Raw genomic sequence first — 20,956 nt, 5'->3', positions numbered from 1 at the left:
ATAGCCGAGGTGTGCGGATGCGCCGCAATCTGATCGTGCTTGCGCTGTGCGGCGCATTGGCGGCCTGTGGTGCCGCCGAACCCACCTGGGCCCCGGACGAGGCCGTCGCCAAGGCGCGCTATGTGCATGACGGCCCGCCCGCGATCACGCTGTTCACGGTGATCAGCAATTCCAACCAGTCGGGCGCGCATTCGGGGCTGATGATCAACGGATCGCAGCGCATCATGTTCGATCCGGCCGGAAGCTGGAAACTGCCGCGTCTGGCCGAACGCAATGACGTGCATTTCGGCATGACCGAAAAGATGGTCAACTTCTACATAGATTACCACGCCCGCGAGACCTATAATGTGGTCGAACAGACCGTGCAGGTGCCGGCCGGCGTGGCCGAACTGGTGATGCAGCGCGCCATGGCCTATGGCGCCGTGCCCAAGGCCCATTGCACCGATTCCATTTCAGAAATCCTGCATGGCGTGCCGGGCTTTGAAACGCTCCCGACCACCATGTTCCCCAAGACCTTCATGAAGGCCTTTGGCCGGCTGCCGGGCGTGACCGAACGCACGATCACCGATGACGATGCCGATGACAATCACGGTATCCTGATGGTGCAGGCGGGCGATCCCCGCCTGACCGAGTGATCAGCCAAGCGCCCAGAGGCCCAGCCCCAGCGTCACCGCCCCCGCGACCATCGCCCAGAGCGTGTTGCGGGTGCGGATCCCGACCAGCACGGTGACCACGACCGCGATCAGCCGGGCGGGGTCGGTCTCGCCCCCGGTGGCGGCGGGCCAGACCGCGGCCGGCGCCACCAGCCCCGGAATCACCGCCATCGGCGTATAGCGCAGCATCCGCAGCACCAGCGGCGGCAGGCTGCGATTGCCGATCAGCCCGAGGAAGGAAAACCGCAGCAGATAGGTGCCCAGGCCCAGGCCCAGGATGATGGTCCAGAGCTGGCCCTTGTCGGCGATGGCCTCAACCGGCATGGCGGCGCTCCTCCTGGGTTTCGACGACGGCCCCGGCGATCATCGCCGCCAGCGCGGCCACCAGCAGCCCGCTGGAATAGGGCATCCACCACAAGAGCAGCGTGCCCCCGGCCGAAACCCCGGCCGCCACCCGCTGCGCCCGGGTCTGCAACAGCGGCGATACCATGGCTAGAAAGCTGACCGGCACGATGAAATCCAGCGGCCAGCCCGCCGGCAATGCACGGCCGAAACTGGCGCCGACCCAGGTCGCCAGATACCACAGGCCGCAGATCGGGGTGATGACGCCAAAGTAGAAAGTCAGCTTCTCGGCCAGACCCCAATCCGGGCGGCGGTCGAATTCCGCGGCGCCCAGCACATAGCTCTGGTCGATCAGGAAATACGACACGAGGATGCGCTGCCACAGGCTTGCCCGGCCCAGATGCGGGGTCAGCGCCACCGAATACATCGCCATGCGCAGATTGACCGCCGTCGCCGTCAGGATGATGATCAGGATCGGCGCGCCTTCCTGCATCAGTTGCAGCGCCGCGAATTGCGACGCGCCGGCAATGACCACGATCGAAAAGGCCATCGCCTCGGTCACGGTCATGCCCTGCGCGGTGGCCAGCACCCCGAACAGCGCGCCAAAGGGCACGATCATCAGGGTGAACGGGGCCGAGGCCATCAGGCCCTGACGAAAGATGTGGCGCGGGAAGGCTGACATGGACGGACCGCTTTACGGAAGGTGACCGAAGGCTTAGGCCTTGCGACAGGCAGTTGCAACGGGGGCAGGGGTGCGGATTTTCGGGGTGATCCTGGCCGGCGGGGCGGGGCGGCGTCTGGGCGCGGACAAGGCACTGGTGACGCTGCACGGCCAGCCGCTGCTGCGCCATGTGCAAGACCGCTTTGCCCCGCAGGTAGAGGAACTGGCGCTTTCGGCCAATGGCGACCCCGCGCGCCTGGCCTTTGCCGGCCTGACGGTGCTGCCCGATGCGCAATCGCAGGGCCCGCTTTCGGGCGTGTTGGCGGCGCTGGACTGGGCCGAAGCTGCGGATGCCGTCGTGTCGGTCTCGGTCGATACGCCCTTTCTGCCCGGCGATCTGGTGCCGCAGCTCTGGCTGGCCGGCGATGGCGGGCTGGCGGTGGCGCAAAGCGCGGGCCGCCTGCACCCGACCTGCGCGCTCTGGCCCCGGACGGAGCGCGACCGGCTGCGCGCCTTTCTCGCCGGCGGTGGCGCCCGGCTGATGGAATTCTGCGCCGGTGCGGCGGTGGCCCGCTTTGCCGCCACCACGCCCGACCCGTTCTTCAACATCAACACCGCCGAAGACCTGGCCCTGGCGGAACAGGCGCTGGCATGATGGCGCTGCGGGTGGCGGTGGTCGATTGGTCGGCGGCGGCGCAGCTTTCGCCCCGCGCGCCCTCGGCCGACGCGATCTGGATCGGCACCTGCACCCCCGAGGGCGAGGCCGTGCATTACCTGCGCAGCCGGGCCGAGGCCGAGGCGCTGCTGACCGGCCTGACCGCGACGGGGCAATGGCTGGTCGGGTTCGATTTCCCGATGGGCTATCCGACAGGTTTCGCGGCGCGGCTGACCGGGCAGGCCACCGCCCGCGCGGTGTGGGATTGGCTGGACGCGCGCATCATCGACGGCCCGCGCAACCGCAACAACCGCTTTGAAGTGGCCGCCGGGATCAACCGCCGCTTTGGGCAAGGGCCGTTCTGGGGCCGCCCGGCGGGGCTCGATCTGCCCGACCTGCCGCCGCGCAAGCTGGTGGATTATCCCGCGCTCGGCCTTGCCGAACGTCGCGCGGTGGAGCGCGCGGTGCCTGGCGCCCAGCCGGTCTGGAAGCTCTATACCACCGGGTCGGTCGGATCGCAGAGCCTGACCGGACTGCCGCTGATCGCGCGGCTGGCGCGCCGGGCAGGGGTCGCGGTCTGGCCCTTTGCGCCGCCCGGCCCGCTGGCGCGCGTCACGCTGGCCGAGGTCTATCCCTCGATCCTCGCGCCCGAGGTGCGGGCGGCGGGCGATGCGATCAAGGACCGCGCACAGGTGCGCCTTCTGGCCCGTGCCCTGGCGCGGCTGGCGGGCAGGGGCGATCTGGCGCCGCTCTGGTCGGTGCCGGCCATCGCCCGCGAAGAGGGCTGGATTCTGGGTGCCGGCCATCGCGCCGCGCTGGCGGGGGCCTTGTGATGCGGCTGTCGCGGGGCCTGCCCGACCACCACCGCGCCGCCGCCGCCCGTCTGTATTGGGAGGCCTTCGGCAGCAAGCTGGGCCGCGTCATGGGGCCGGAGCGCAAGGCGCTGGCCTACCTGGAACGGGTGATGCAGGCCGACCATGTGCTGATCGCCGAAGTCGGGGACGAGTTGCTGGGCCTCGCCGGTTTCAAGTCGCCGCAGGGCGCCTTTGCCGATGGCGGCTGGCAGGATCTGCGCGCCGTCTATGGCCCTATCGGGGCGTTCTGGCGTCTGGCGCTGTTGTCGGCGCTGATGCGCGAGGTGGATAACAGCCGCTTTCTGGTCGATGGCATCTGTGTCGCGCGGGGGGTGCGGGGGCAGGGCATCGGCCGCGCGCTGATTGACGCGCTTTGCGCCGAGGCGGTGCGCCGGGGCTATGGCGCAGTGCAACTGGAGGTGATCGACCGCAATATCCGCGCCCGCCAGCTTTATGAGCGGATGGGCTTTCGCGTGATCGGCCATGACAGGCTGGGTCTTTTACGGCACGCCTTCGGGTTTGAGGGTGCCGCGACGATGATCCGCGACCTGCCCGGCGATCAGTCCACCACGCGCCCGTAGCGGATCAGCAGCAGCAGGATGAACATGCCAAGCGTCAGCGACCACCGGACAGGGTGGGGGCGGGGCCGATCCTTGGGAATGCGAAGCCAGTCATCCATGCGCCGATTTTACGCCATAGTTCTGACGCAATGGTAAATTTTCGCATCCCCTATGCGCGACAAGGTGTTTCCACCCCGGAAACGTGCCTCTGGCCCGCCCTTCCCCTTGGCGCCGCGATGCGCTAAGGCCAGTGCGACCCATTCCGCAGAGGCCCGCCATGAAATTCACCCTGTCCTGGCTGAAGGATCATCTGGACACCGACGCCACGCTTGACGCGATTCTGACCGCGTTGACCGACCTTGGCCACGAGGTCGAGGACGTGTCGAACCCGGAGGCCCGGCTGGGCGCCTTTCGCATCTGCCGCGTGATCGAGGCGGTGCAGCACCCCAATGCCGACCGCCTGCGCGTCTGCCGCGTGGCGACCTGGCCCAACGGCCCCGAGGGCGCGATGGAGGAGGTGCAGGTCGTCTGCGGCGCGCCCAATGCGCGCACCGGGCTGGTGGGCGTCTTTGCCCCCGCCGGCACCCATGTTCCGGGCACCGGGGTTGACCTGAAACCCGGCAATATCCGCGGCGTGGACAGCAATGGCATGCTGTGTTCGGAACGCGAACTGGAACTGTCGGACGATCATAACGGCATCATCGACCTGCCCGAGGATGCGCCGGTTGGCATGCGTTTCATCGACTATCGCGGCCTGAACGACCCGATGATCTATGTGAAGATCACGCCGAACCGCCCCGATGGCCTGGGCGTGCGCGGTCTGGCGCGCGATCTGGCGGCGCGCGGTCTCGGCACGCTGAAGGCGCTGGAAATCCCGGCGATCAAGGGCGGGTTTGCCTCGCCCGTCGGGGTGAAGATCGACGACAGCCTGAAGGCCCGGGGCTGCCCGCTCTTTGCCGGCCGCACCATTCGCGGCATGAAGAACGGCCCCTCGCCCGACTGGATGCAGGCGCGGCTCAAGGCGATCGGGCTGCGGCCGATCTCGGCGCTGGTCGATATCACCAATTACTTCACCTTCGGGCTGAACCGCCCGCTGCATGTCTTTGACGTGGCCAAGGTGAAGGGCGATCTGCGGATCCACCCGGCGGCGGGCGGCGAGGAACTGCTGGCGCTGGACGGCAAGACCTATGCGCTGAAACCCGGGATGATGCTGATTTCCGACGATGCCCAACCCGAAAGCCTTGCCGGCATCATGGGGGGCGAACTGTCGGGCTGCACCGAGGATACGACCGATGTCTTCCTCGAATCCGCCTATTGGGATCCGATCACCATCGCCACCACGGGCCGCGCGCTGAAGATCAATTCCGATGCGCGCTATCGGTTTGAACGCGGGGTGGACCCGGCTTTCACCCTGCCGGGGCTGGATCTGGCGACGCAGATGATTCTGGATCTCTGCGGCGGCGAGGCGTCGGAAATCGTGGTCGATGGCGCGGTGCCCGATACCGCCCGCAGCTATCGCTTTGATCCCGCGCGGGTGGAGCGGCTGGTGGGGATGGAAATCCCCGAGGCCGATCAACGCGCCACGCTCACGGCTCTGGGCTTCACCCTGACCGGCGATCAGGCCGCGCCGCCCTCTTGGCGCCCCGATGTGCAGGGCGAGGCCGATCTGGTGGAGGAGGTGGCGCGCGTCGCCTCGCTGTCGAAACTGGTGGGCAAGCCGATGTCGCGCCGCCAGCCGGGCGTGCCAAAGCCGATTCTGACCCCGCTTCAGACCCGCGAAAAGGCGGTGCGCCGGGCCATTGCGGCTCTGGGCTACAATGAATGCGTGACCTACAGCTTCATCGACCAGACGGCGGCGGCTGCCTTTGGGGGCGGTGCCGATGCGGTGCGGGTGGAAAACCCGATCTCGTCGGAAATGACCCATCTGCGCCCCGATCTGCTGCCGGGCCTGCTGCGGGCGGCGGCCCGCAATCAGGCGCGCGGCTTTATGGATCTGGCGCTGTTCGAGGTGGGGCCGGTCTTTTCGGGCGGTGAGCCGGGCGAACAGGTGACGGTGGCGACGGGCTTGCTGATCGGGGCCTCGGCCGCGCGTGATCCCTATGGCTCGCGCCGTGCGGTGGATGTGTTCGACGCCAAGGCCGATGCCGAGGCGGCGCTGGCCGCCATCGGCGCTCCGGCCAAGGTGCAGATCACCCGCAAGGTGCCGGCCTGGTTCCATCCCGGCCGCGCCGGGGTGATCGGGCTGGGGCCGAACGTGCTGGCCACCTTTGGCGAGGTGCATCCGCGCCTCCTGCAAGCCTTTGACGTGAAGGGCCCCGCCGTGGCCTTTACCGTGCAGATCGCCAATGTCCCGCAGCCCAAGGTCAAGACACCGACCCGCCCCGCGCTGGCGATTTCCGACCTGCAAGCGGTGGAACGCGATTTCGCCTTCGTGGTGGATGCGGGGGTCGAGGCGCTGACCCTGGTCAATGCCGCCGCCGGGTCGGACAAGGCGCTGATCGACAGCGTGCGGGTCTTTGACCAGTTCACCGGCGACAAGGCCGAGGCGCAGATGGGGGCGGGCAAGAAATCCATCGCGATCACGGTGCGGCTGCAACCGCAACAGGCCACGCTGACCGACAAGGATATCGAGGCCGTGTCGGCCAAGATCGTCGAAAAGGTCGCCAAGGCCACCGGCGGCGCGCTGCGGAAATAAGGAAAAGGGGCCGCGAGGCCCCTTTTTCATGCCGCGCTGCGCGGGCGGTGGATCTGGCGCAGCGCACCCTCCAGATCGGTCTTGAGCGTGGCGAAGTCGCGCTCGATCGTGGCGCCGGGTCGCCCCACCAGGACATAATCCCAACCCGGCTGCGCCAGGCCCGGCAGCACGGCGCGGACGATCTCGCGCAGCCTGCGCCGGGCGCGGTTGCGCATCACCGCATTGCCGATCTTCTTGGAACAGGTGAAGCCCACGCGAATCGCATCGCTGCCGTCGCGGCGTTCGCGCGCCTGCAACAGGAAACCGCCGGTCCCCTGCCGCCGGGCCGAGGCCGCGCGCAGGAAATCGGCGCGCTTGGCCAGAATCGTGTAACCCGCGCATGACGAAACCGCCGCTTGGCTGTCGGAAGCCTCCGCGATGCGGTCTGCTTCCTCTGCCTGCGGCGGTGTCATGTCGTGTCTCCTTGTCCGGCCCGAAGGGACCAGAGGGAAATCAGGCCGACAGCTTCTTGCGGCCCACGCGACGGCGGGCAGCCAGCACCAGACGGCCGCCTTTGGTGGCCATGCGGGCGCGGAAACCATGGCGGCGCTTGCGCACCAGGTTCGACGGTTGATACGTGCGTTTCATCGCGGCTCTCCGTAACCGAGCGTTCATATGCAGCCCGAACCCCGAAAGATTCGAGGGCCGCGGCAACTGAGGCCCGTTCCTTAAGGGCGGCACGGCCCCAAGTCAACGCCAAGCCAGGCGGGAATCCCGAATTTTCCGCCTTTGCGACAACATTCCCGGCCCCTTGTGACATCCGCACGCGGTTTCGACTGTCGCACGCCCCGCCGCCCGCCCTCGGCGCACCTGTCTTTTGTCAAAACTCTTTGATATTCCTTGCGCAAGGGGCGCGCATCGGCGGCCCGGCAAGGGGCGGCAAGGTGATAGGTCGGCTGGCAGCGCGCATTCTGAACACGCTTTCGGGGCGGTTCCTGTTGCTGACCGTCGCCTTTGTCATGCTGGCCGAGGTGCTGATCTTTGTGCCCTCGATCGCGCGTTTCCGGCTCGACTACCTTCAGGCGCGGCTGGAAAAGGCACAGATCGCCTCGCTGGCGCTGGAGGCGGGCGGCGTGGTCGGCGCCGATCTGGAACGTGAACTGCTGGCGAATGCCGGCGTCTTCAACGTGGTGCTGCGGCGCGATGAGGTGCGCCAGCTTGCGCTGTCCTCGCCCATTCCCGAACCCGTCGCTGCCACCTACGACCTGCGCATGGCTGGCCCTTTCGATCTGATCCGCGACGCGCTCGACGTGCTGTGGACGCCGAAAGACCCGGTGATCCGCGTCATCGGCCAGCCGGTGCAGCAGGCCGGGCTACTGATCGAGGTGACGCTGCGCCAGGGGCCGCTGCGCGGCGAGATGCTGGATTACGGGCTGCGGATCCTGCTTTTGTCGGCGCTGATCTCGGTCATCACGGCGGCGATGCTGTTCTTTGCGGTGCGCCGGCTGATGGTGGTGCCGATTCGCCGGGTGGTGCGGCATATGCAGGCCTATGCCGCCGCGCCCGAGGATGCCCGCCTCGTTATCACCCCCAATGCGCGGGTGCGCGAATTGCGCGACGCCGAACAGGCGCTTGGTCAGATGCAGACCGAGCTGATCGCCGCCTTCCGCCAGAAGGAACGGCTGGCACAGTTGGGCGGCGCCGTGGCCAAGATTGCGCATGACCTGCGTAATATCCTGACTTCGGCCCAGCTTTTCGCCGACCGGATCGAGCAGAGCGCCGATCCCGGCGTGGCCCGCGCCGCGCCCAAGCTGCTCAATTCCATCACGCGGGCGGTCAATCTGTGCGAATCGACGCTGGCCTTCGGCAAGGCCGAGGAACATCCGCCACGCCTGACCCGCTTTGCCCTGCGCCCCCTGCTGGAGGAGGTGGCCGAGGCCGAGGGCCTGTCGCGCGAGACCGATCCCGCCTGCCTGATCGACGCGCCCGCCGGGATGATGATCCGCGCTGATGCCGAACAGCTGCACCGGGTTCTGTCCAATCTGGTGCGCAATGCCCGGCAGGCGATCGAGGCAACCGGCCAGCCCGGCACGATCGAGCTGTCGGGCGGCGAGGGCGAACAGGATTGGTGGATTCGCGTCGGCGATACCGGCCCCGGCCTGCCGCCCAAGGCGCGCGAGCATCTGTTCATGGCCTTTCAGGGTTCGGCCCGCAAGGGAGGCTCCGGCCTTGGTCTTGCCATCGCGGCCGAACTTGTGCGCGGCCATGGCGGCCGGCTTGATCTGGTGCGCAGCGATGCCGAAGGCACCGAATTCATGCTGCATCTGCCGCGCTCCGGCGGGATCGACGCGGGCGAAGACAGCCCCGCCGGCGCCGATCACCCGGCCTGACCCGCCGCGCGCTGCCCAAAAGAAAGTTGCCGCGCAATGCGTTTGTCCCTTGCATCCCCGCCCCGCTGCCGCTAAATCCGCGCTCAAGACGGACCCGTAGCTCAGCTGGATAGAGCATCAGACTACGAATCTGAGGGTCGGGCGTTCGAATCGCTCCGGGTCCGCCATGAAATTCAAGGGCTTAGGCTGAAATGCCTGAGCCCTTTTCATTTTGTGGCACGCTTGGGTGTCCCCAGAAGGCTGTGGCCCGGACGCTACGCGCAATTCGGCGGATCGCCGAAGATCTGGCCGAAGAGGCCCGGCTTCAGCGCAGGGCGCGGCCCTTGATGATCGCCTCGCGGCCAAAGCGTGCGCGGATCGCATCGGTTGCGGCCTCGGCCCGGGCGCGGGTGGTTGCCTGCGGGTCGAGCAGGTCACCCGTGCTGTCAGCCGTGGCCCCCGGCACCAGATCCGAGATGCCGCAGCCGATCAGCCGATAAGCCGCGCCTTTTGGCACCTGGTCAAACAGCGCCCGTGCCTCGCGATAGATGCGGTCGGCCATCTGGCTGGGCGCGGCCAGCACATGCCGCCGGGTGATCGTGGTGAAATCGGCGCGCTTGAGCTTGAGCGTGACGGTCCGCCCGGCCAGATCCTTGGCCTTGGCCCGGTCGGACACAGCGACCGCCAGCCGCCACAGATGCCCGTCCAGCAGATCGGCATCGGCGGTATCCTCCAGAAAGGTGGTCTCCTTGGAGATCGACTTGATCCGCTCATCAGGGGTGACGCGGCGCTGATCCTCACCCCGCGCCAGATGCCACAGCCGCGCGCCCATATGGCCGAAACGCGTGGTCAGGTCGGCCTTGTCCCAACGGAGGAGGTCGGCAATGCTGCGGATGCCTGCCTGTTCCAGCGCGGTCTGGGTGGCAGTGCCGACCCCCCAGATGATGCGCACCGGGCGCGGCGTGAGGAAGGCCGCGGTATCGGCCCGGCCGATCGCCGAAAACCCGCGCGGCTTGTCGAGATCGGAGGCGATCTTGGCCAGAAACTTGTTATGCGACAGACCGATGGAGCCGGAGACGCCCAGCTCTGCCTCCATCCGCCGCACCAGCCGCGCCAGGGTGACCGCTGGCGGGGCGCCATGCAGCCGGGCGGTGCCGGTCAGATCGAGAAAGGCTTCGTCCAGGCTCAGCGGTTCGATCGCGGGGGTCAGTTCCTGCATCATGGCGCGGATGGCGCGGCTGACCTCGGCATAGACCTGTATCCGGGGCTTGACCACCACGGCCTCGGGGCACAGCTTCAGCGCCTGGAACATCGGCATGGCCGACCGCACGCCCGAGATGCGCGCGATATAGCAGCAGGTGGAGACGACCCCGCGCTGCCCGCCGCCCACGATCACCGGCTTGTCGCGCAGATCGGGATTATCGCGCTTTTCGACCGAGGCATAGAAGGCGTCGCAATCCATATGCGCGATGGACAGCGTGAACAACTCGGGATGGGCCAGAATGCGCGGACTGCGGCATTCCGGGCAGCGCGGCCCGGTTTCGAACTGACAGAGGCAAGAACGGCAAAGCGCGGGCATGGCCGCAGGATACCACGCCCCCCGCCGGGCGCGAGGCGCAAATTTTCGTCGAAAATTTGCGCCTCGCGCGGGTCAGGCCGCAAAGTCAGGCTGCGCGGGTCAGGCCGCCGGGGCGGGGCGCAGGACCGGGCGGATGGCGCCCTGGCGTTCATAGCGGGCATAACCCAGATCGGCATGCTCGATCTCGGGCAGGCGGCCCGAGATGATATCGGCCAGCACCCGCCCCGAGCCGCAGGACATCGTCCAGCCCAGCGTGCCATGGCCGGTGTTCAGGAACAGGTTGCCGATGGGCGAACGGCCGACGATCGGCGTGCCATCGGGTGTCATCGGGCGCAGGCCGGTCCAGAATTCTGCCCGGGCCTGATCGCCCGCGCCGCCGAACAGATCCTCGACCGAATGGGTCAGCGTGGCCTGACGCTTGGGGTTCAGCGACATGTCGAAGCCCGCGATCTCGGCCATGCCGCCGACGCGGATCCGGTCGCCTAGCCGCGTGATCGCGATCTTGTAGGTTTCGTCCATCACCGTAGAGACCGGGGCGCGGCTTTCGTCGAGGATCGGCACGGTGATCGAATAGCCCTTGAGCGGATAGACCGGCAGCTTGATGCCCAGCGGTCCGGCCAGCAGCGGCGAATACGATCCCATGGCCAGCACATAGCTGTCCGCATGCACCCGCCCTTCCGAGGTTTCGACAAAGGCCACGCGCCCCATTTCCACATGGATGCGCTTGATCGCCACGCCCCAGCGGAATTTCACCCCGGCAGCGGTGGCCATTTCCGCAAGCCGGTTGGTGAACTTGAAGCAATCGCCGGTCTCGTCGCCCGGCAGGCGCAGCCCGCCCATGATCTTGTCGGCGCTGGCAGCCAGGCCCGGCTCGGCCGCGACGCAGCCCGCGCGGTCCATCACCTCGAAGGCCACGCCATCCTCGCGCAGCACTTCGATATCCTTCGCGGCGCCTTCCACCTGCTTTTGCGTGCGGAACAGTTGCAGCGTGCCCTGCATGCGTTCGTCATAGGCGATGCCAGTCTCGGCGCGCAGCTCACCCAGGCAATCGCGCGAATATTCGGCCAGCCGCACCATGCGCGACTTGTTCACATGATAGGCATCGGCGGTGCAGTTCATCAGCATCTTCGCCATCCAGGACAGTTTGGCGAGATCGGGGCGCGGCTGGATGACCAGCGGCGCGTGTTTCTGGAACATCCATTTCAGCGCCTTGAGCGGGATGCCCGGCGCGGCCCAGGGGGCGGAATAGCCGGGGCTGACCTCGCCGGCATTGGCAAAGCTGGTTTCCAGCGCGGGCGCGGGCTGGCGGTCGATCACCGTCACCTCATGGCCCTGGCGGCTCAGATACCAGGCCGAGGTCACACCGATCACACCGGCGCCGAGGATGACGATCTTCATGGGTCGCTCCGCTGTCTGGAAGGGCTGTCTGGAAGGCTTGAAGAAATGATATCTGAAACAGATGGAATTTCTTGGCGTCCTTCGGCGCGGCGCAGGGATTTGATCGAAGAAATCACTGCATATTGGTGCTATGTTCGAATAAATTTCCGACTATCAATACTGGGGCGCAAGATCGCACGGCTATTTGGCTGATTCTGGGCAGAATCAACTGCCTATTGATTGAGCGACTTGTGAAGATCATCCTGCGCACAGGACCATGAGGAGATTTGATGATGGATTTTGAGGGATTTCTGGGCGGCAATGCCGTGTTGCTGGGGCTGGCCGCGCTTGTCATTCTCGTCGTGTTCTGGGCGGTCAAGATCGTGCCGCAAAGCCAGAAATATGTGATCGAACGCTTTGGCAAGCTGCGCGCCGTGCTGGGGCCGGGCATCAACCTGATCGTGCCCTTCATCGATTCCGTCGCGCACAAGGTTTCGGTGCTGGAACGGCAATTGCCCAATGCGACCCAGGACGCGATCACCGCCGACAACGTGCTGGTCAAGGTGGAAACCTCGGTCTTTTACCGGGTGATCGAGCCGGAAAAGACCGTCTACCGGATCCGCGATGTGGATGGTGCGATTGCCACCACCGTGGCGGGGATCGTGCGCAGCGAGATCGGCAAGATGGAGCTGGATCAGGTGCAGTCGAACCGCGCCGATCTGATTACCAAGGTGCGTGAACAGGTCGCGGCCATGGTCGATGACTGGGGCATCGAGGTGACGCGGGCCGAGGTGCTGGATGTCAATCTCGACGATGCGACCCGCGCCGCGATGTTGCAGCAGCTGAACGCCGAACGCGCCCGCCGCGCCCAGGTGACCGAGGCCGAGGGCAAGCGCCGCGCGGTCGAGTTGAACGCGGATGCCGAGCTTTACGCCGCCGAACAGCTGGCCAAGGCCCGCCGCGTCCTGGCCGAGGCCGAGGCCTATTCGACCGGCGTCATCGCCGAGGCGATCAAGAACAACGGCATTGAGGCGGCACAGTATCAGGTGGCGCTCAAGCAGGTCGAGGCGCTGGCCAAGCTGGCCGAGGGCGAGGGCAAGCATACGCTGGTCCTGCCGGCGCAGGCGGCCGAGGCCTTTGCCAATGCCTTTGCCATGTTCCGGGGGAAATGACCGATGACCTGGTGGATGTGGATCGTGGCGGGCATGGCCTTGGGCGGGCTGGAGCTGTTCATGCCCGGCTATGTCTTTCTGGGTTTCGCCATCGGTGCGGTGCTGGTGGGCGGCTTGCTCTGGACCGGCTGGGTGACGCTGTCGCTGGCGGCGCAGCTCGCGCTGTTTGCCGTGCTGTCGCTGCTGGCCTGGGCGGTGCTGCGTGCCGTCTTGCGCTATGAGCGCGGCGAGGTGAAGCGCTGGACGCGCGATATCAACGACTGATCGGGGAACCATCGGCGGCCGGCGCACGTTCCTTTGCCAAGTATCCCTTGCAGGAGCAACGCCATGACCGACTATCGCACGACCGACACGCGCGGCACCACCGTCATCGAAACCGAAAAGAGCGGCGGCGGCGCCACCTCTTTCATTCTGTTCATCCTGGGCGGCGTCGTCGCGCTGCTGGGGGTGATCTGGATCGCCAACGGCGTTCCGGGGCTGGACAGCGGTTCCGCTACGCCCTCGGCCCCGTCCGAGGTGAATGTGACCGTGGACACCCCCACCCCGGCCCCGGCCGCCCCGGCAGAAACCGCCCCGGCGGCCGAACAGCCCGCCGCCCCGGCCCAACAAGGCAACTGATCGCCGGGCGGGTCGCTTGAATGACCGCGTGAACGGCCCCCGTTTCGGGGGCCGTTTTCCTATCGGCGCGGCAATTCGGCAATCACCGCCCGCGCGGCTGCGGCCGGATCGGCGGCCTGCCAGATCGGGCGGCCCACCACGATGTGATCGGCACCATCGCCGATGGCCTGCGCCGGCGTCGCCACCCGCTTTTGATCGCCAAGCGCCGCCCCCGCCGGACGCACGCCCGGCGTGACGATCAACTTGCCCGCCGCCTGCGGCAGGGCGCGGATCATCGCGGCCTCTTGCGGGCTGGCGATGACGCCATCGGCCCCGGCCTCCAACGCGCGGGCGGCGCGTTCCAGCGTGATCTGGTGAATGTCGCCCGGCACGATCAGGTTGGCATCCAGATCCGCCCGGTCAAGCGAGGTCAGCACCGTCACCCCGAGGATTTTGAGGTCGGTGCCCGCCTTGCCCTGGGCGGCCGCCCGCACCACCTGCGGGTCGCCATGCACCGTCAGGAAATCCAGCCCGTGCTGGGCAATACCCCGCACCGCGGCCTCGATCGTGGCGCCGATGTCGAACAGCTTCATGTCCAGAAACACCCGCTTGCCGCGTTCATGCTTCAGCTCGTTTGCCAGCGCGAAGCCGCCCCCGGTCAGCATGCCCAACCCGATCTTGTAAAAGCTTGCGGCATCCCCGATCCGGTCGGCCAGTGCGAGGCCCTGCACCACATTCGGCACATCCAGTGCCACGATCAGACGGTCATCGCTCATCGGCTTCTCCTTCGCTGTCGGGTTTGCGGCGGTTTGCGGCGGGATCGGCGCGCTGTCAAGCGGCGCCATCCGATGCTAGGAAGGGCGGGCGCGGCACAGGGGGGCGATGATGCTGGCAATCTTTGATATCGGCGGCACACGCATCCGGGGCACGCTGTCACCCGCCCCGGGCCAGCTTGGCCCGGTGAACGAGGCGCCCACCCCGCGCGACGATTTCAACGCCTTTGCCACGGTGCTGGCCGGCATGAGCGCGGGGGCGCGGGGGGTGGCCATCTCCATCGCGGGCTGCATCGACCCCGAAACCGGGCGGATGCGCATCGCCAATATCCCCTGTCTCGACGGGCGCGCGCTGGCCGAGGATCTGGCGGCGGAACTGGGCCTGCCGGTCTGGATCGGCAATGACGCCGATTGCTTTGCCCTGGCCGAGGCCGGCAGCGGTGCCGCACGCGGCCATCGCACGGTGTTCGGGGTCATCCTGGGCACCGGGGTCGGGGGCGGTCTGGTGATCGACCGGCGGCTGGTCACCGGCGCGGGCGGCTTTGCCGGCGAATGGGGGCATGGCCCGGTGCAGGACAGCCGCCCGCTGGGCCGCGACGTGCCGCGCATGACCTGCGGCTGCGGGCAGGTCGGCTGTCTGGACGCCATCGGATCGGCGCGCGGGATCGAGAAACTGCATCGCCATCTGAGCGGCCAAAGCCTGCGATCGGAGGAAATCGTGGCGGGCTGGCAATCCGGCGCGGCGGCCGCCGCCGAAACCGTGGCGATCTGGCTGGAGATCATGGCCGGCCCGCTGGCCATGGTGCTGAACGTGGTGGGGGCGACCGCCGTGCCGGTGGGCGGCGGGTTGGGCCGCGCGCTGCCCCTGGTCGCCGCGCTGGACAAGGCGGTTGCCGCGCGGCGGCTCTGGCCGCAAGAGGGCGTCATCCGCCCCGCCGCGCTGACGGTTGAACCCGGGCTGATCGGCGCCTCGCATGGCGGTTGGGGCGCGCTGTGCTGATCGAGGTTTGCGTTGATACCGCCGCGGGTCTGGCCGAGGCTGTGGCGGGCGGGGCCGGGCGGATCGAACTGTGTTCGGCGCTGGCTCTGGGCGGGCTGACCCCCTCTGCCGGGCTGATGCGGGCTGCTGTCGCCCACCATCTGCCGATCCGCGCGATGATGCGCCCGCGTGACGGCGATTTCGTCTGGTCTGCGGCGGAGCGGGACGCGATCCTGCATGATATCGCCACGGCCCGCGCGGCGGGGCTGGAGGGGGTGGTGCTGGGTGCCTCGCATCCCGATGGGCGGCTGGATGCTGCGGCCCTGTCCGAAATGGCCGCCGCCGCGCAGGGCATGGGCCGCACGCTGCATCGCTGTTTCGATCTGGTGCCCGATTGGCAGGCGGCGCTGGAAACCGCCATCGCGCTTGGCTTTGACCATATCCTGACCTCGGGTCAGGCGCTGCGGGCCGAGGACGGGTTCGACAGGCTGGTCGCCTTGCGCGCGCAGGCGGCGGGGCGGATCGTGATCCTGCCCGGGTCGGGCATCACCCCGGCCAATGCGGCGCGTTTCGCGGCGGCGGGCTTTGCCGAACTGCACGCCTCTTGCGCGGCCGAAATGCCGGCGGACCCGCGCGTGACGGCGTTTGGATTTGCCCCGCCCTGCCCCCGCCAGACCCGCGCCGACCGCGTGGCAGCGCTGCTTGCCGCGGCCCAAGCGCCGCGTTGACATCCGCCGCGCCGCGATGGACGCTTTGCCCAAACAAGTGAGGCGTAACGATGCAGATCAACCTGAGTTTCGACCGGCCCGACGAGGGGCCGAAATCCGGCCCGATCAACGTGGGCTGGTTCCTGACCTCTGACAAGGGCGCGGTTTTGTATGACCCGCCCGAACGGGTCAGCTTTCGCCAGACCAACCGCGCCCATGCCAAATCCGCCAGCCGCTGCCCCGGCGTGATTCAGCTGGAAAGCCGGTATTTCATGGTCAAATGCCCCTTTGACATCCAGATCGGCTTTGGCCGCGACGACAAGGGCAAGCCACATCTGATCAACCGGGCCGGTGCCGCCTCGACCATCCGCGCCAACAAGCTGGGCGAGGTGCTGACCCTGGTGAACGAGGTCGAATGGCGCTACCCCGACCGCCCGACGATCCAGCTGTCGCTGCCCTACTGCTTCATCGCCGATGAGCTGGTCTATGTGACGCAGCTTTCGGCCTTCATGCATTACCGCCGCGATCCGCTGCCCGGCACGATCTTTGGCGGGCGTTTCCCGCTGAATGTCTGGCCGCGCCCGCTGATGTGGGCCTTTGAATGGCACGAGCCGGAAAAGGATATCGTGCTGAAACGCGGCGAGCCGCTGTTCTATGTGCAGTTCGAGGGCGACGGCCCCGACCGCCCGGTGCAGGTGATGGAGGCCGAGCGGACGCCCGAATTGCAGAAATACCTGGAACAGATCGGCGGCGTGGTGAATTACGTCAACCAGACCTTCGGCCTGTTCAAGGCGGCCGAGGCGTTGCGCCCGGCGAAATTGCTGACCCCGAAAGCCCGCGAATGACCTGGCGGTCGTCGCTGGAGGTGCATGACATCGCCAGCGGCGAAACCCGCGTGGTGCTGCGCACACCCCGCCTGATCGAGGCGCCGAACTGGCACCCGGAGGGGTGGTTTCTGGTCAATGGCGAGGGGCGGCTCTGGCGTGCCACGGCGGCGGGGCTGACCCCGATCCCCACGCCTGAAGGGCTGCGTTGCAACAACGATCACGGCTTTCTGCCGGGGGGTGAGATCGTGTTTTCCGCCCATGATGGCCATGGCGCGGGCATCTATGTGCTGGGTGCCGGGCAGATCGTGCCGCTGCGGCCAAGCTGGTGGCATGGCGCGCAGGGCAACCGTATCGCCTATGCCTGCGCGCGGGGCGACCGGGTGGTGCGCATCGCGGTGATGGATCTCGACACCGGGCAGGAGCGGATCCTGACCCCCGGCACCGCCCATCACGACGGGCCGGATTTCGCCCCCGATGGCGCGATCTGGTTCAACAGCGATGCCAGCGGGCATGCGCAGATCTGGCGGATCGGGCCAGAGGGCGGACCAGAGGGCGGCGCGGCGGCGCAGGTCTTTGTCGATGACCGGGTGAACTGGTTTCCCCACCCCTCGCCCGACGGGCGGCGGGTGGTCTATCTGTCCTACCCGCCCGGCACCGAGGGCCATCCCCGCGATCTCGAGGTGCAGCTCTGGCTCATGACCCCCGATGGTCGCGACCGGCGCCCGGTGATCGACCTTTACGGCGGGCAGGGCAGCCTGAACGTGCCCTGCTGGTCGCCCGACGGGCGGGCCTTTGCCTTCATGCGCTATCAGGCGGCGTAAGCGGCGCGGGGCCGGGAAATTCCGGCCGGAACGCCCCCCAGATCGACACGAAAATCTCGGGCTGGGCGATATATTCCGGCGTCAGCCCGACGATGCGCAGCCGGAGCGGCGTCTCGTCGCGCAGATAGGGCGCGATCCGCGCCACGGTATGCGGCCCCAGATGGCCCAGCGGCAACCGCGCCGCGCGCGGGATCAGGCCCAGAAGCGGCCGGCGGATGATGGCGTGCACCTCCAGCACGCCCTCATCGGTGATGCGCAATTCGGCGGGGTCGTTCAGGCAAAGCCCCGATTTCGCGACATTGATCGCCAACCCATGCACGCGGGCCTTGCTGAGAATGGGGTGAAGGGCGTGCTGCATCGGGCCTCGCGCGTGGGGATGGCGTTTCGTGAACGGTGTTTCCGGTTACGGGCGAGCCTGCGTCCTGCCGCCGCCCGCAGCAAGCGAAAGCCGCGCCGCCCGGCGCCCTGCTGCCAAAGCCCGCCGATCGGGGCCCGCCGCATCGGCGGGGAAATGCCCGCACCCCATGCGCCCGCCGGCCATGGGCGGAAAGCCGCGAACGAAAAGTTGTCGCAGGTCATGGCGGCGGGCTTGCGGGGCGGGCATGATCATCCCATCTGAGGAACAAGGCCGAGGGACCGTGCCTTTCGGGGGCGGTCGTGAACGGTGCTTTTGAAAGGAGAGAATGCCGATGAATTTGGAGAAATTCACGGAACGGTCGCGCGGTTTCCTTCAGGCGGCGCAGACCATCGCGATGCGGGAAAGCCATCAGCGCGTGCTGCCCGAACATCTGCTCAAGGCGCTGATGGATGACGAACAGGGGCTGGCCTCGAACCTGATCCGCCGTGCCGGCGGCGCGCCCGAGCGCGTGAACGAGGCCGTCAATGCCACCATCGCCAAGCAGCCCAAGGTTTCGGGCGGTGACGGGCAGGCCTATATCGACCCCTCGCTGGTGCGGGTGCTGGATGAGGCAGAGCAGGTCGCCAAGAAGGCGGGCGACGCCTTCGTGCCGGTGGAACGGCTGCTGACGGCGCTGGCGCTGGTGAATACCCGCGCCAAGGATGCGCTTTCGGCGGGGGCTGTCACCGCGCAGGGTCTGAATGCCGCGATCAATGATATCCGCAAGGGCCGCACAGCCGACAGCGCCTCCAGCGAAGACACGATGGAGGCCCTGAAGAAATACGCCCGCGACCTGACCGACGCGGCGGCAGAGGGCAAGATCGACCCGATCATCGGCCGCGACGAGGAAATTCGCCGCGCCATGCAGGTTCTGTCGCGCCGCACCAAGAACAACCCGGTGCTGATCGGCGAACCCGGCGTGGGCAAGACCGCCATCGCCGAGGGCCTCGCGCTGCGCATCGTCGATGGCGACGTGCCGGAGAGCCTGCGCAACAAGAAACTGATGGCGCTGGACATGGGCGCGCTGATTGCCGGGGCGAAATATCGCGGTGAATTCGAGGAACGCCTGAAAGCAATCCTCAAGGAAATCGAGGCCGCGGCGGGCGAGGTGATCCTGTTCATCGACGAGATGCACACCCTGGTCGGCGCCGGCAAATCCGATGGCGCGATGGATGCGGCAAACCTGATCAAGCCGGCGCTGGCGCGGGGCGAATTGCACTGCATCGGCGCGACCACGCTGGATGAATACCGCAAATATGTGGAGAAGGATCCGGCGCTGGCGCGGCGTTTTCAGCCGGTGATGGTCGAGGAGCCGACGGTGGAGGACACGATCTCCATCCTGCGCGGCATCAAGGAAAAATACGAGATGCACCACGGCGTGCGCATCTCCGACGCGGCGCTGGTCGCGGCGGCCACGCTGTCGCATCGCTACATCACCGACCGTTTCCTGCCCGACAAGGCGATCGACCTGGTGGATGAGGCCGCCAGCCGCCTGCGCATGGAAGTGGACAGCAAGCCCGAGGAACTGGACGCGCTGGATCGCCAGATCCTGCAACTCCAGATCGAGGCCGAGGCGCTGAAGAAGGAAGATGACGCCGCCTCGCGCGATCGGCTGGAAAAGCTGGAAAAGGAACTGGCCGATCTTCAGGATCAGTCGGCGACCATGACCGCCAAATGGCAGGCCGAACGCGACACGCTGGAACAGGCGCGCGAGCTGAAGGAACAGCTTGACCGCGCCCGGGCCGAACTGGAACAGGCCAAGCGCGAGGGCGATTTCGCCAAGGCGGGCGAGCTGCAATATGGCCGTATTCCGGGCCTGGAAAAGCAGTTGACCGAGGCCGAGGCGAAGCAGGGCGATGCCCTGGTTGCCGAGGCCGTGCGCCCCGAACAGATCGCCGAGGTGGTCGAACGCTGGACCGGCATTCCCACGACCAAGATGCTGGAAGGCGAAAAGGAAAAGCTGCTGCGCATGGAGGACGAGCTGGGCAAGCGCGTCGTCGGCCAGAGACCGGCGGTCGAGGCCGTGTCCAAGGCGGTGCGGCGGGCCCGCGCCGGGCTGAATGACGAGAACCGCCCGCTGGGCAGTTTCCTGTTCCTCGGCCCGACCGGCGTCGGCAAGACCGAACTGACCAAGGCGCTGGCCGAATACCTGTTCGACGATGAAACCGCGATGGTGCGCATCGACATGAGCGAATTCATGGAGAAGCACTCTGTCGCGCGGCTGATCGGCGCCCCGCCCGGCTATGTCGGCTATGACGAGGGCGGCGTGCTGACCGAGGCGGTGCGGCGCCGGCCCTATCAGGTCGTTCTGTTCGACGAGGTGGAAAAGGCCCATCCCGACGTGTTCAACGTGCTGTTGCAGGTGCTGGATGACGGGATCCTGACCGATGGTCAGGGCCGCACGGTGGACTTCAAGCAGACGCTGATCATCCTGACATCGAACCTGGGCGCGCGGTCGCTGAGCGAACTCCCCGAGGGCGCGGATGCCGGGGCGGCGCGGGCCGAGGTGATGGAGGCGGTGCGGACGCATTTCCGCCCCGAATTCCTCAACCGTCTGGATGAGCAGATCATCTTCGACCGGCTGAACCGGGCGGATATGGGCGGCATCGTGGAAATCCAGCTGAAACGGCTGGAGAAACGGCTGGCGCATCGCAAGATCGCGCTGGCGCTGGATGACGCGGCGAAGACATGGCTGGCCGATGAAGGCTATGACCCGGTCTTTGGCGCCCGCCCGCTGAAGCGGGTGATCCAGCGCAACCTGCAAGACCCGCTGGCCGAGATGCTCCTGGCCGGCGATGTGCTGGATGGCAGCGAAGTGACGGTGACTGCCGGGCCGGATGGCCTGATCCTGGGCGACCGGGTGATCGCCTCGCGCCGCGAAAAACCGGCCGAAGCAAGGGTGCATTGACGCAGAAAGGGGGCCACACGGCCCCCTTTTTGTCAGACAGGGGCGACCCGG

Annotated in this window: 22 protein-coding genes and 1 tRNA gene; 15 read left to right on the top strand and 8 right to left on the bottom strand. The window is 67.4% G+C overall.

Going from position 1 to position 20,956, the window contains the following annotated elements:
- Nucleotides 1–17: 17 nt before the first annotated feature.
- Nucleotides 18–635, top strand: coding sequence for a hypothetical protein (locus FOA17_RS11165; protein WP_149141572.1), 618 nt, complete (start codon nucleotides 18–20; stop codon nucleotides 633–635).
- Here the strand turns inward: FOA17_RS11165 and FOA17_RS11160 are convergent, their stop codons facing one another.
- Together FOA17_RS11160 and FOA17_RS11155 are read right to left on the bottom strand one after the other, a co-directional pair.
- Entirely contained in the window at nucleotides 636–977 is a 342-nt protein-coding gene (locus FOA17_RS11160) for an AzlD domain-containing protein (RefSeq protein WP_149141571.1), read from the bottom strand.
- The gene (locus tag FOA17_RS11155) at nucleotides 967–1,677 is read right to left on the bottom strand and encodes an AzlC family ABC transporter permease (RefSeq protein ID WP_238991794.1); all 711 of its coding nucleotides are present in this window, start codon (nucleotides 1,675–1,677) and stop codon (nucleotides 967–969) included. Before FOA17_RS11155 ends, FOA17_RS11160 begins: the two co-directional genes overlap by 11 nt.
- Nucleotides 1,678–1,747: 70 nt before the next feature.
- Between FOA17_RS11155 and mobA the strand changes: the two genes are divergently transcribed.
- The 4 genes from mobA (at nucleotide 1,748) to pheT (ending at nucleotide 6,420) form a co-directional block, all read left to right on the top strand.
- The gene (mobA, locus tag FOA17_RS11150) at nucleotides 1,748–2,311 is read left to right on the top strand and encodes a molybdenum cofactor guanylyltransferase MobA (protein WP_149141570.1); all 564 of its coding nucleotides are present in this window, start codon (nucleotides 1,748–1,750) and stop codon (nucleotides 2,309–2,311) included.
- Nucleotides 2,308–3,144 carry a molybdopterin guanine dinucleotide synthesis gene (locus tag FOA17_RS11145; protein WP_149141569.1) on the top strand — a complete coding sequence of 279 codons (837 nt, stop codon included), beginning with the start codon at nucleotides 2,308–2,310 and terminating at the stop codon, nucleotides 3,142–3,144. The genes mobA and FOA17_RS11145 overlap by 4 nt, the downstream gene beginning before the upstream one ends.
- Nucleotides 3,144–3,746 carry a GNAT family N-acetyltransferase gene (locus FOA17_RS11140; protein WP_149141568.1) on the top strand — a complete coding sequence of 201 codons (603 nt, stop codon included), beginning with the start codon at nucleotides 3,144–3,146 and terminating at the stop codon, nucleotides 3,744–3,746. Before FOA17_RS11145 ends, FOA17_RS11140 begins: the two co-directional genes overlap by 1 nt.
- A 256-nt stretch (nucleotides 3,747–4,002) precedes the next feature.
- Nucleotides 4,003–6,420, top strand: a complete 2,418-nt coding sequence (pheT, locus tag FOA17_RS11135) for a phenylalanine--tRNA ligase subunit beta (protein WP_149141567.1) — start codon at nucleotides 4,003–4,005, stop codon at nucleotides 6,418–6,420.
- Nucleotides 6,421–6,446: 26 nt separating this feature from the next.
- Here the strand turns inward: pheT and rnpA are convergent, their stop codons facing one another.
- Nucleotides 6,447–6,872 (bottom strand): ribonuclease P protein component, encoded by a 426-nt coding sequence (gene rnpA / locus FOA17_RS11130; protein WP_149141566.1) that lies wholly within the window; start codon nucleotides 6,870–6,872, stop codon nucleotides 6,447–6,449.
- 40 nt (nucleotides 6,873–6,912) lie between these two features.
- On the bottom strand, nucleotides 6,913–7,047 hold the full coding sequence (gene rpmH, locus FOA17_RS11125) for a 50S ribosomal protein L34 (RefSeq protein ID WP_149141565.1): 135 nt from the start codon (nucleotides 7,045–7,047) through the stop codon (nucleotides 6,913–6,915).
- Nucleotides 7,048–7,418: 371 nt separating this feature from the next.
- Between rpmH and FOA17_RS11120 the strand changes: the two genes are divergently transcribed.
- Together FOA17_RS11120 and FOA17_RS11115 are read left to right on the top strand one after the other, a co-directional pair.
- Nucleotides 7,419–8,789, top strand: a complete 1,371-nt coding sequence (locus tag FOA17_RS11120; RefSeq protein WP_149141989.1) for a sensor histidine kinase — start codon at nucleotides 7,419–7,421, stop codon at nucleotides 8,787–8,789.
- A gap of 90 nt (nucleotides 8,790–8,879) precedes the next feature.
- A tRNA-Arg gene (locus tag FOA17_RS11115) sits at nucleotides 8,880–8,956 on the top strand.
- Between the two features lie 137 nt (nucleotides 8,957–9,093).
- On the opposite strand, the gene FOA17_RS11110 is transcribed toward FOA17_RS11115, so the two are convergent.
- The gene (locus FOA17_RS11110) at nucleotides 9,094–10,347 is read right to left on the bottom strand and encodes a DNA polymerase IV (RefSeq protein WP_149141564.1); all 1,254 of its coding nucleotides are present in this window, start codon (nucleotides 10,345–10,347) and stop codon (nucleotides 9,094–9,096) included.
- 99 nt (nucleotides 10,348–10,446) lie between these two features.
- The gene (locus tag FOA17_RS11105) at nucleotides 10,447–11,808 is read right to left on the bottom strand and encodes a D-amino acid dehydrogenase (RefSeq protein WP_275260031.1); all 1,362 of its coding nucleotides are present in this window, start codon (nucleotides 11,806–11,808) and stop codon (nucleotides 10,447–10,449) included.
- A 209-nt stretch (nucleotides 11,809–12,017) separates the two neighbouring features.
- On the opposite strand from FOA17_RS11105, the gene FOA17_RS11100 reads away from it, so the two are divergent.
- The 3 genes from FOA17_RS11100 to FOA17_RS11090 all read left to right on the top strand — a co-directional run bounded on the left by FOA17_RS11100 (nucleotide 12,018) and on the right by FOA17_RS11090 (nucleotide 13,514).
- Nucleotides 12,018–12,896, top strand: a complete 879-nt coding sequence (locus tag FOA17_RS11100; RefSeq protein WP_149141562.1) for an SPFH domain-containing protein — start codon at nucleotides 12,018–12,020, stop codon at nucleotides 12,894–12,896.
- 3 nt (nucleotides 12,897–12,899) lie between these two features.
- A complete protein-coding gene (locus tag FOA17_RS11095) occupies nucleotides 12,900–13,160 on the top strand; it encodes an NfeD family protein (protein WP_149141561.1) in 261 nt (86 codons plus the stop codon).
- Between the two features lie 63 nt (nucleotides 13,161–13,223).
- Nucleotides 13,224–13,514: a hypothetical protein gene (locus FOA17_RS11090; RefSeq protein ID WP_149141560.1), complete on the top strand. Its 291-nt coding sequence runs from the start codon at nucleotides 13,224–13,226 to the stop codon at nucleotides 13,512–13,514.
- Nucleotides 13,515–13,573: 59 nt separating this feature from the next.
- Here FOA17_RS11090 and pyrF read toward each other — a convergent pair whose 3' ends face one another.
- Complete coding sequence (gene pyrF / locus FOA17_RS11085; protein ID WP_149141559.1) at nucleotides 13,574–14,269, bottom strand: orotidine-5'-phosphate decarboxylase; 696 nt, start codon at nucleotides 14,267–14,269, stop codon at nucleotides 13,574–13,576.
- Between the two features lie 109 nt (nucleotides 14,270–14,378).
- Here pyrF and FOA17_RS11080 point away from each other — a divergent pair, with 109 nt between their 5' ends.
- Genes FOA17_RS11080 through FOA17_RS11065 form a run of 4 tightly spaced genes read left to right on the top strand, consistent with a single transcriptional unit; the run spans nucleotide 14,379 to nucleotide 17,600 of the window.
- Nucleotides 14,379–15,266: an ROK family protein gene (locus FOA17_RS11080; protein WP_149141558.1), complete on the top strand. Its 888-nt coding sequence runs from the start codon at nucleotides 14,379–14,381 to the stop codon at nucleotides 15,264–15,266.
- Nucleotides 15,260–15,973 (top strand): copper homeostasis protein CutC, encoded by a 714-nt coding sequence (locus tag FOA17_RS11075; protein WP_238991793.1) that lies wholly within the window; start codon nucleotides 15,260–15,262, stop codon nucleotides 15,971–15,973. Before FOA17_RS11080 ends, FOA17_RS11075 begins: the two co-directional genes overlap by 7 nt.
- A 50-nt stretch (nucleotides 15,974–16,023) precedes the next feature.
- Nucleotides 16,024–16,797: a hypothetical protein gene (locus tag FOA17_RS11070; RefSeq protein WP_149141556.1), complete on the top strand. Its 774-nt coding sequence runs from the start codon at nucleotides 16,024–16,026 to the stop codon at nucleotides 16,795–16,797.
- Entirely contained in the window at nucleotides 16,794–17,600 is an 807-nt protein-coding gene (locus FOA17_RS11065; RefSeq protein WP_149141555.1) for a TolB family protein, read from the top strand. The genes FOA17_RS11070 and FOA17_RS11065 overlap by 4 nt, the downstream gene beginning before the upstream one ends.
- On the opposite strand, the gene FOA17_RS11060 is transcribed toward FOA17_RS11065, so the two are convergent.
- Nucleotides 17,578–17,958 carry a hypothetical protein gene (locus tag FOA17_RS11060; protein WP_149141554.1) on the bottom strand — a complete coding sequence of 127 codons (381 nt, stop codon included), beginning with the start codon at nucleotides 17,956–17,958 and terminating at the stop codon, nucleotides 17,578–17,580. The two genes, FOA17_RS11065 and FOA17_RS11060, sit on opposite strands and share 23 nt — an antisense overlap.
- 331 nt (nucleotides 17,959–18,289) lie before the next feature.
- Here FOA17_RS11060 and clpB point away from each other — a divergent pair, with 331 nt between their 5' ends.
- Nucleotides 18,290–20,905: an ATP-dependent chaperone ClpB gene (clpB, locus tag FOA17_RS11055; protein WP_149141553.1), complete on the top strand. Its 2,616-nt coding sequence runs from the start codon at nucleotides 18,290–18,292 to the stop codon at nucleotides 20,903–20,905.
- Nucleotides 20,906–20,956: the final 51 nt, after the last annotated feature.

The sequence above is a fragment of the Gemmobacter caeruleus genome (assembly GCF_008271655.1).
In the GTDB taxonomy this organism is placed as follows: domain Bacteria; phylum Pseudomonadota; class Alphaproteobacteria; order Rhodobacterales; family Rhodobacteraceae; genus Gemmobacter; species Gemmobacter caeruleus.
This window is presented reverse-complemented; position numbering and strand designations above follow the sequence as displayed.

What these genes read in the sequence shown, in the direction of transcription:
- FOA17_RS11090 (WP_149141560.1), top strand. Translation starts at nt 13,224, where the DNA reads ATGACCGACTATCGCACGACCGACACGCGCGGCACCACCGTCATCGAA.
- FOA17_RS11160 (WP_149141571.1), bottom strand. Translation starts at nt 977, where the DNA reads ATGCCGGTTGAGGCCATCGCCGACAAGGGCCAGCTCTGGACCATCATC.
- FOA17_RS11080 (WP_149141558.1), top strand. Translation starts at nt 14,379, where the DNA reads ATGCTGGCAATCTTTGATATCGGCGGCACACGCATCCGGGGCACGCTG.
- FOA17_RS11120 (WP_149141989.1), top strand. Translation starts at nt 7,419, where the DNA reads ATGCTGGCCGAGGTGCTGATCTTTGTGCCCTCGATCGCGCGTTTCCGG.
- FOA17_RS11140 (WP_149141568.1), top strand. Translation starts at nt 3,144, where the DNA reads ATGCGGCTGTCGCGGGGCCTGCCCGACCACCACCGCGCCGCCGCCGCC.
- FOA17_RS11070 (WP_149141556.1), top strand. Translation starts at nt 16,024, where the DNA reads ATGCAGATCAACCTGAGTTTCGACCGGCCCGACGAGGGGCCGAAATCC.
- FOA17_RS11110 (WP_149141564.1), bottom strand. Translation starts at nt 10,347, where the DNA reads ATGCCCGCGCTTTGCCGTTCTTGCCTCTGTCAGTTCGAAACCGGGCCG.
- FOA17_RS11065 (WP_149141555.1), top strand. Translation starts at nt 16,794, where the DNA reads ATGACCTGGCGGTCGTCGCTGGAGGTGCATGACATCGCCAGCGGCGAA.
- rnpA (WP_149141566.1), bottom strand. Translation starts at nt 6,872, where the DNA reads ATGACACCGCCGCAGGCAGAGGAAGCAGACCGCATCGCGGAGGCTTCC.
- FOA17_RS11095 (WP_149141561.1), top strand. Translation starts at nt 12,900, where the DNA reads ATGACCTGGTGGATGTGGATCGTGGCGGGCATGGCCTTGGGCGGGCTG.
- FOA17_RS11100 (WP_149141562.1), top strand. Translation starts at nt 12,018, where the DNA reads ATGGATTTTGAGGGATTTCTGGGCGGCAATGCCGTGTTGCTGGGGCTG.
- FOA17_RS11145 (WP_149141569.1), top strand. Translation starts at nt 2,308, where the DNA reads ATGATGGCGCTGCGGGTGGCGGTGGTCGATTGGTCGGCGGCGGCGCAG.
- FOA17_RS11165 (WP_149141572.1), top strand. Translation starts at nt 18, where the DNA reads ATGCGCCGCAATCTGATCGTGCTTGCGCTGTGCGGCGCATTGGCGGCC.
- clpB (WP_149141553.1), top strand. Translation starts at nt 18,290, where the DNA reads ATGAATTTGGAGAAATTCACGGAACGGTCGCGCGGTTTCCTTCAGGCG.
- rpmH (WP_149141565.1), bottom strand. Translation starts at nt 7,047, where the DNA reads ATGAAACGCACGTATCAACCGTCGAACCTGGTGCGCAAGCGCCGCCAT.
- pyrF (WP_149141559.1), bottom strand. Translation starts at nt 14,269, where the DNA reads ATGAGCGATGACCGTCTGATCGTGGCACTGGATGTGCCGAATGTGGTG.
- FOA17_RS11060 (WP_149141554.1), bottom strand. Translation starts at nt 17,958, where the DNA reads ATGCAGCACGCCCTTCACCCCATTCTCAGCAAGGCCCGCGTGCATGGG.
- FOA17_RS11155 (WP_238991794.1), bottom strand. Translation starts at nt 1,677, where the DNA reads ATGTCAGCCTTCCCGCGCCACATCTTTCGTCAGGGCCTGATGGCCTCG.
- pheT (WP_149141567.1), top strand. Translation starts at nt 4,003, where the DNA reads ATGAAATTCACCCTGTCCTGGCTGAAGGATCATCTGGACACCGACGCC.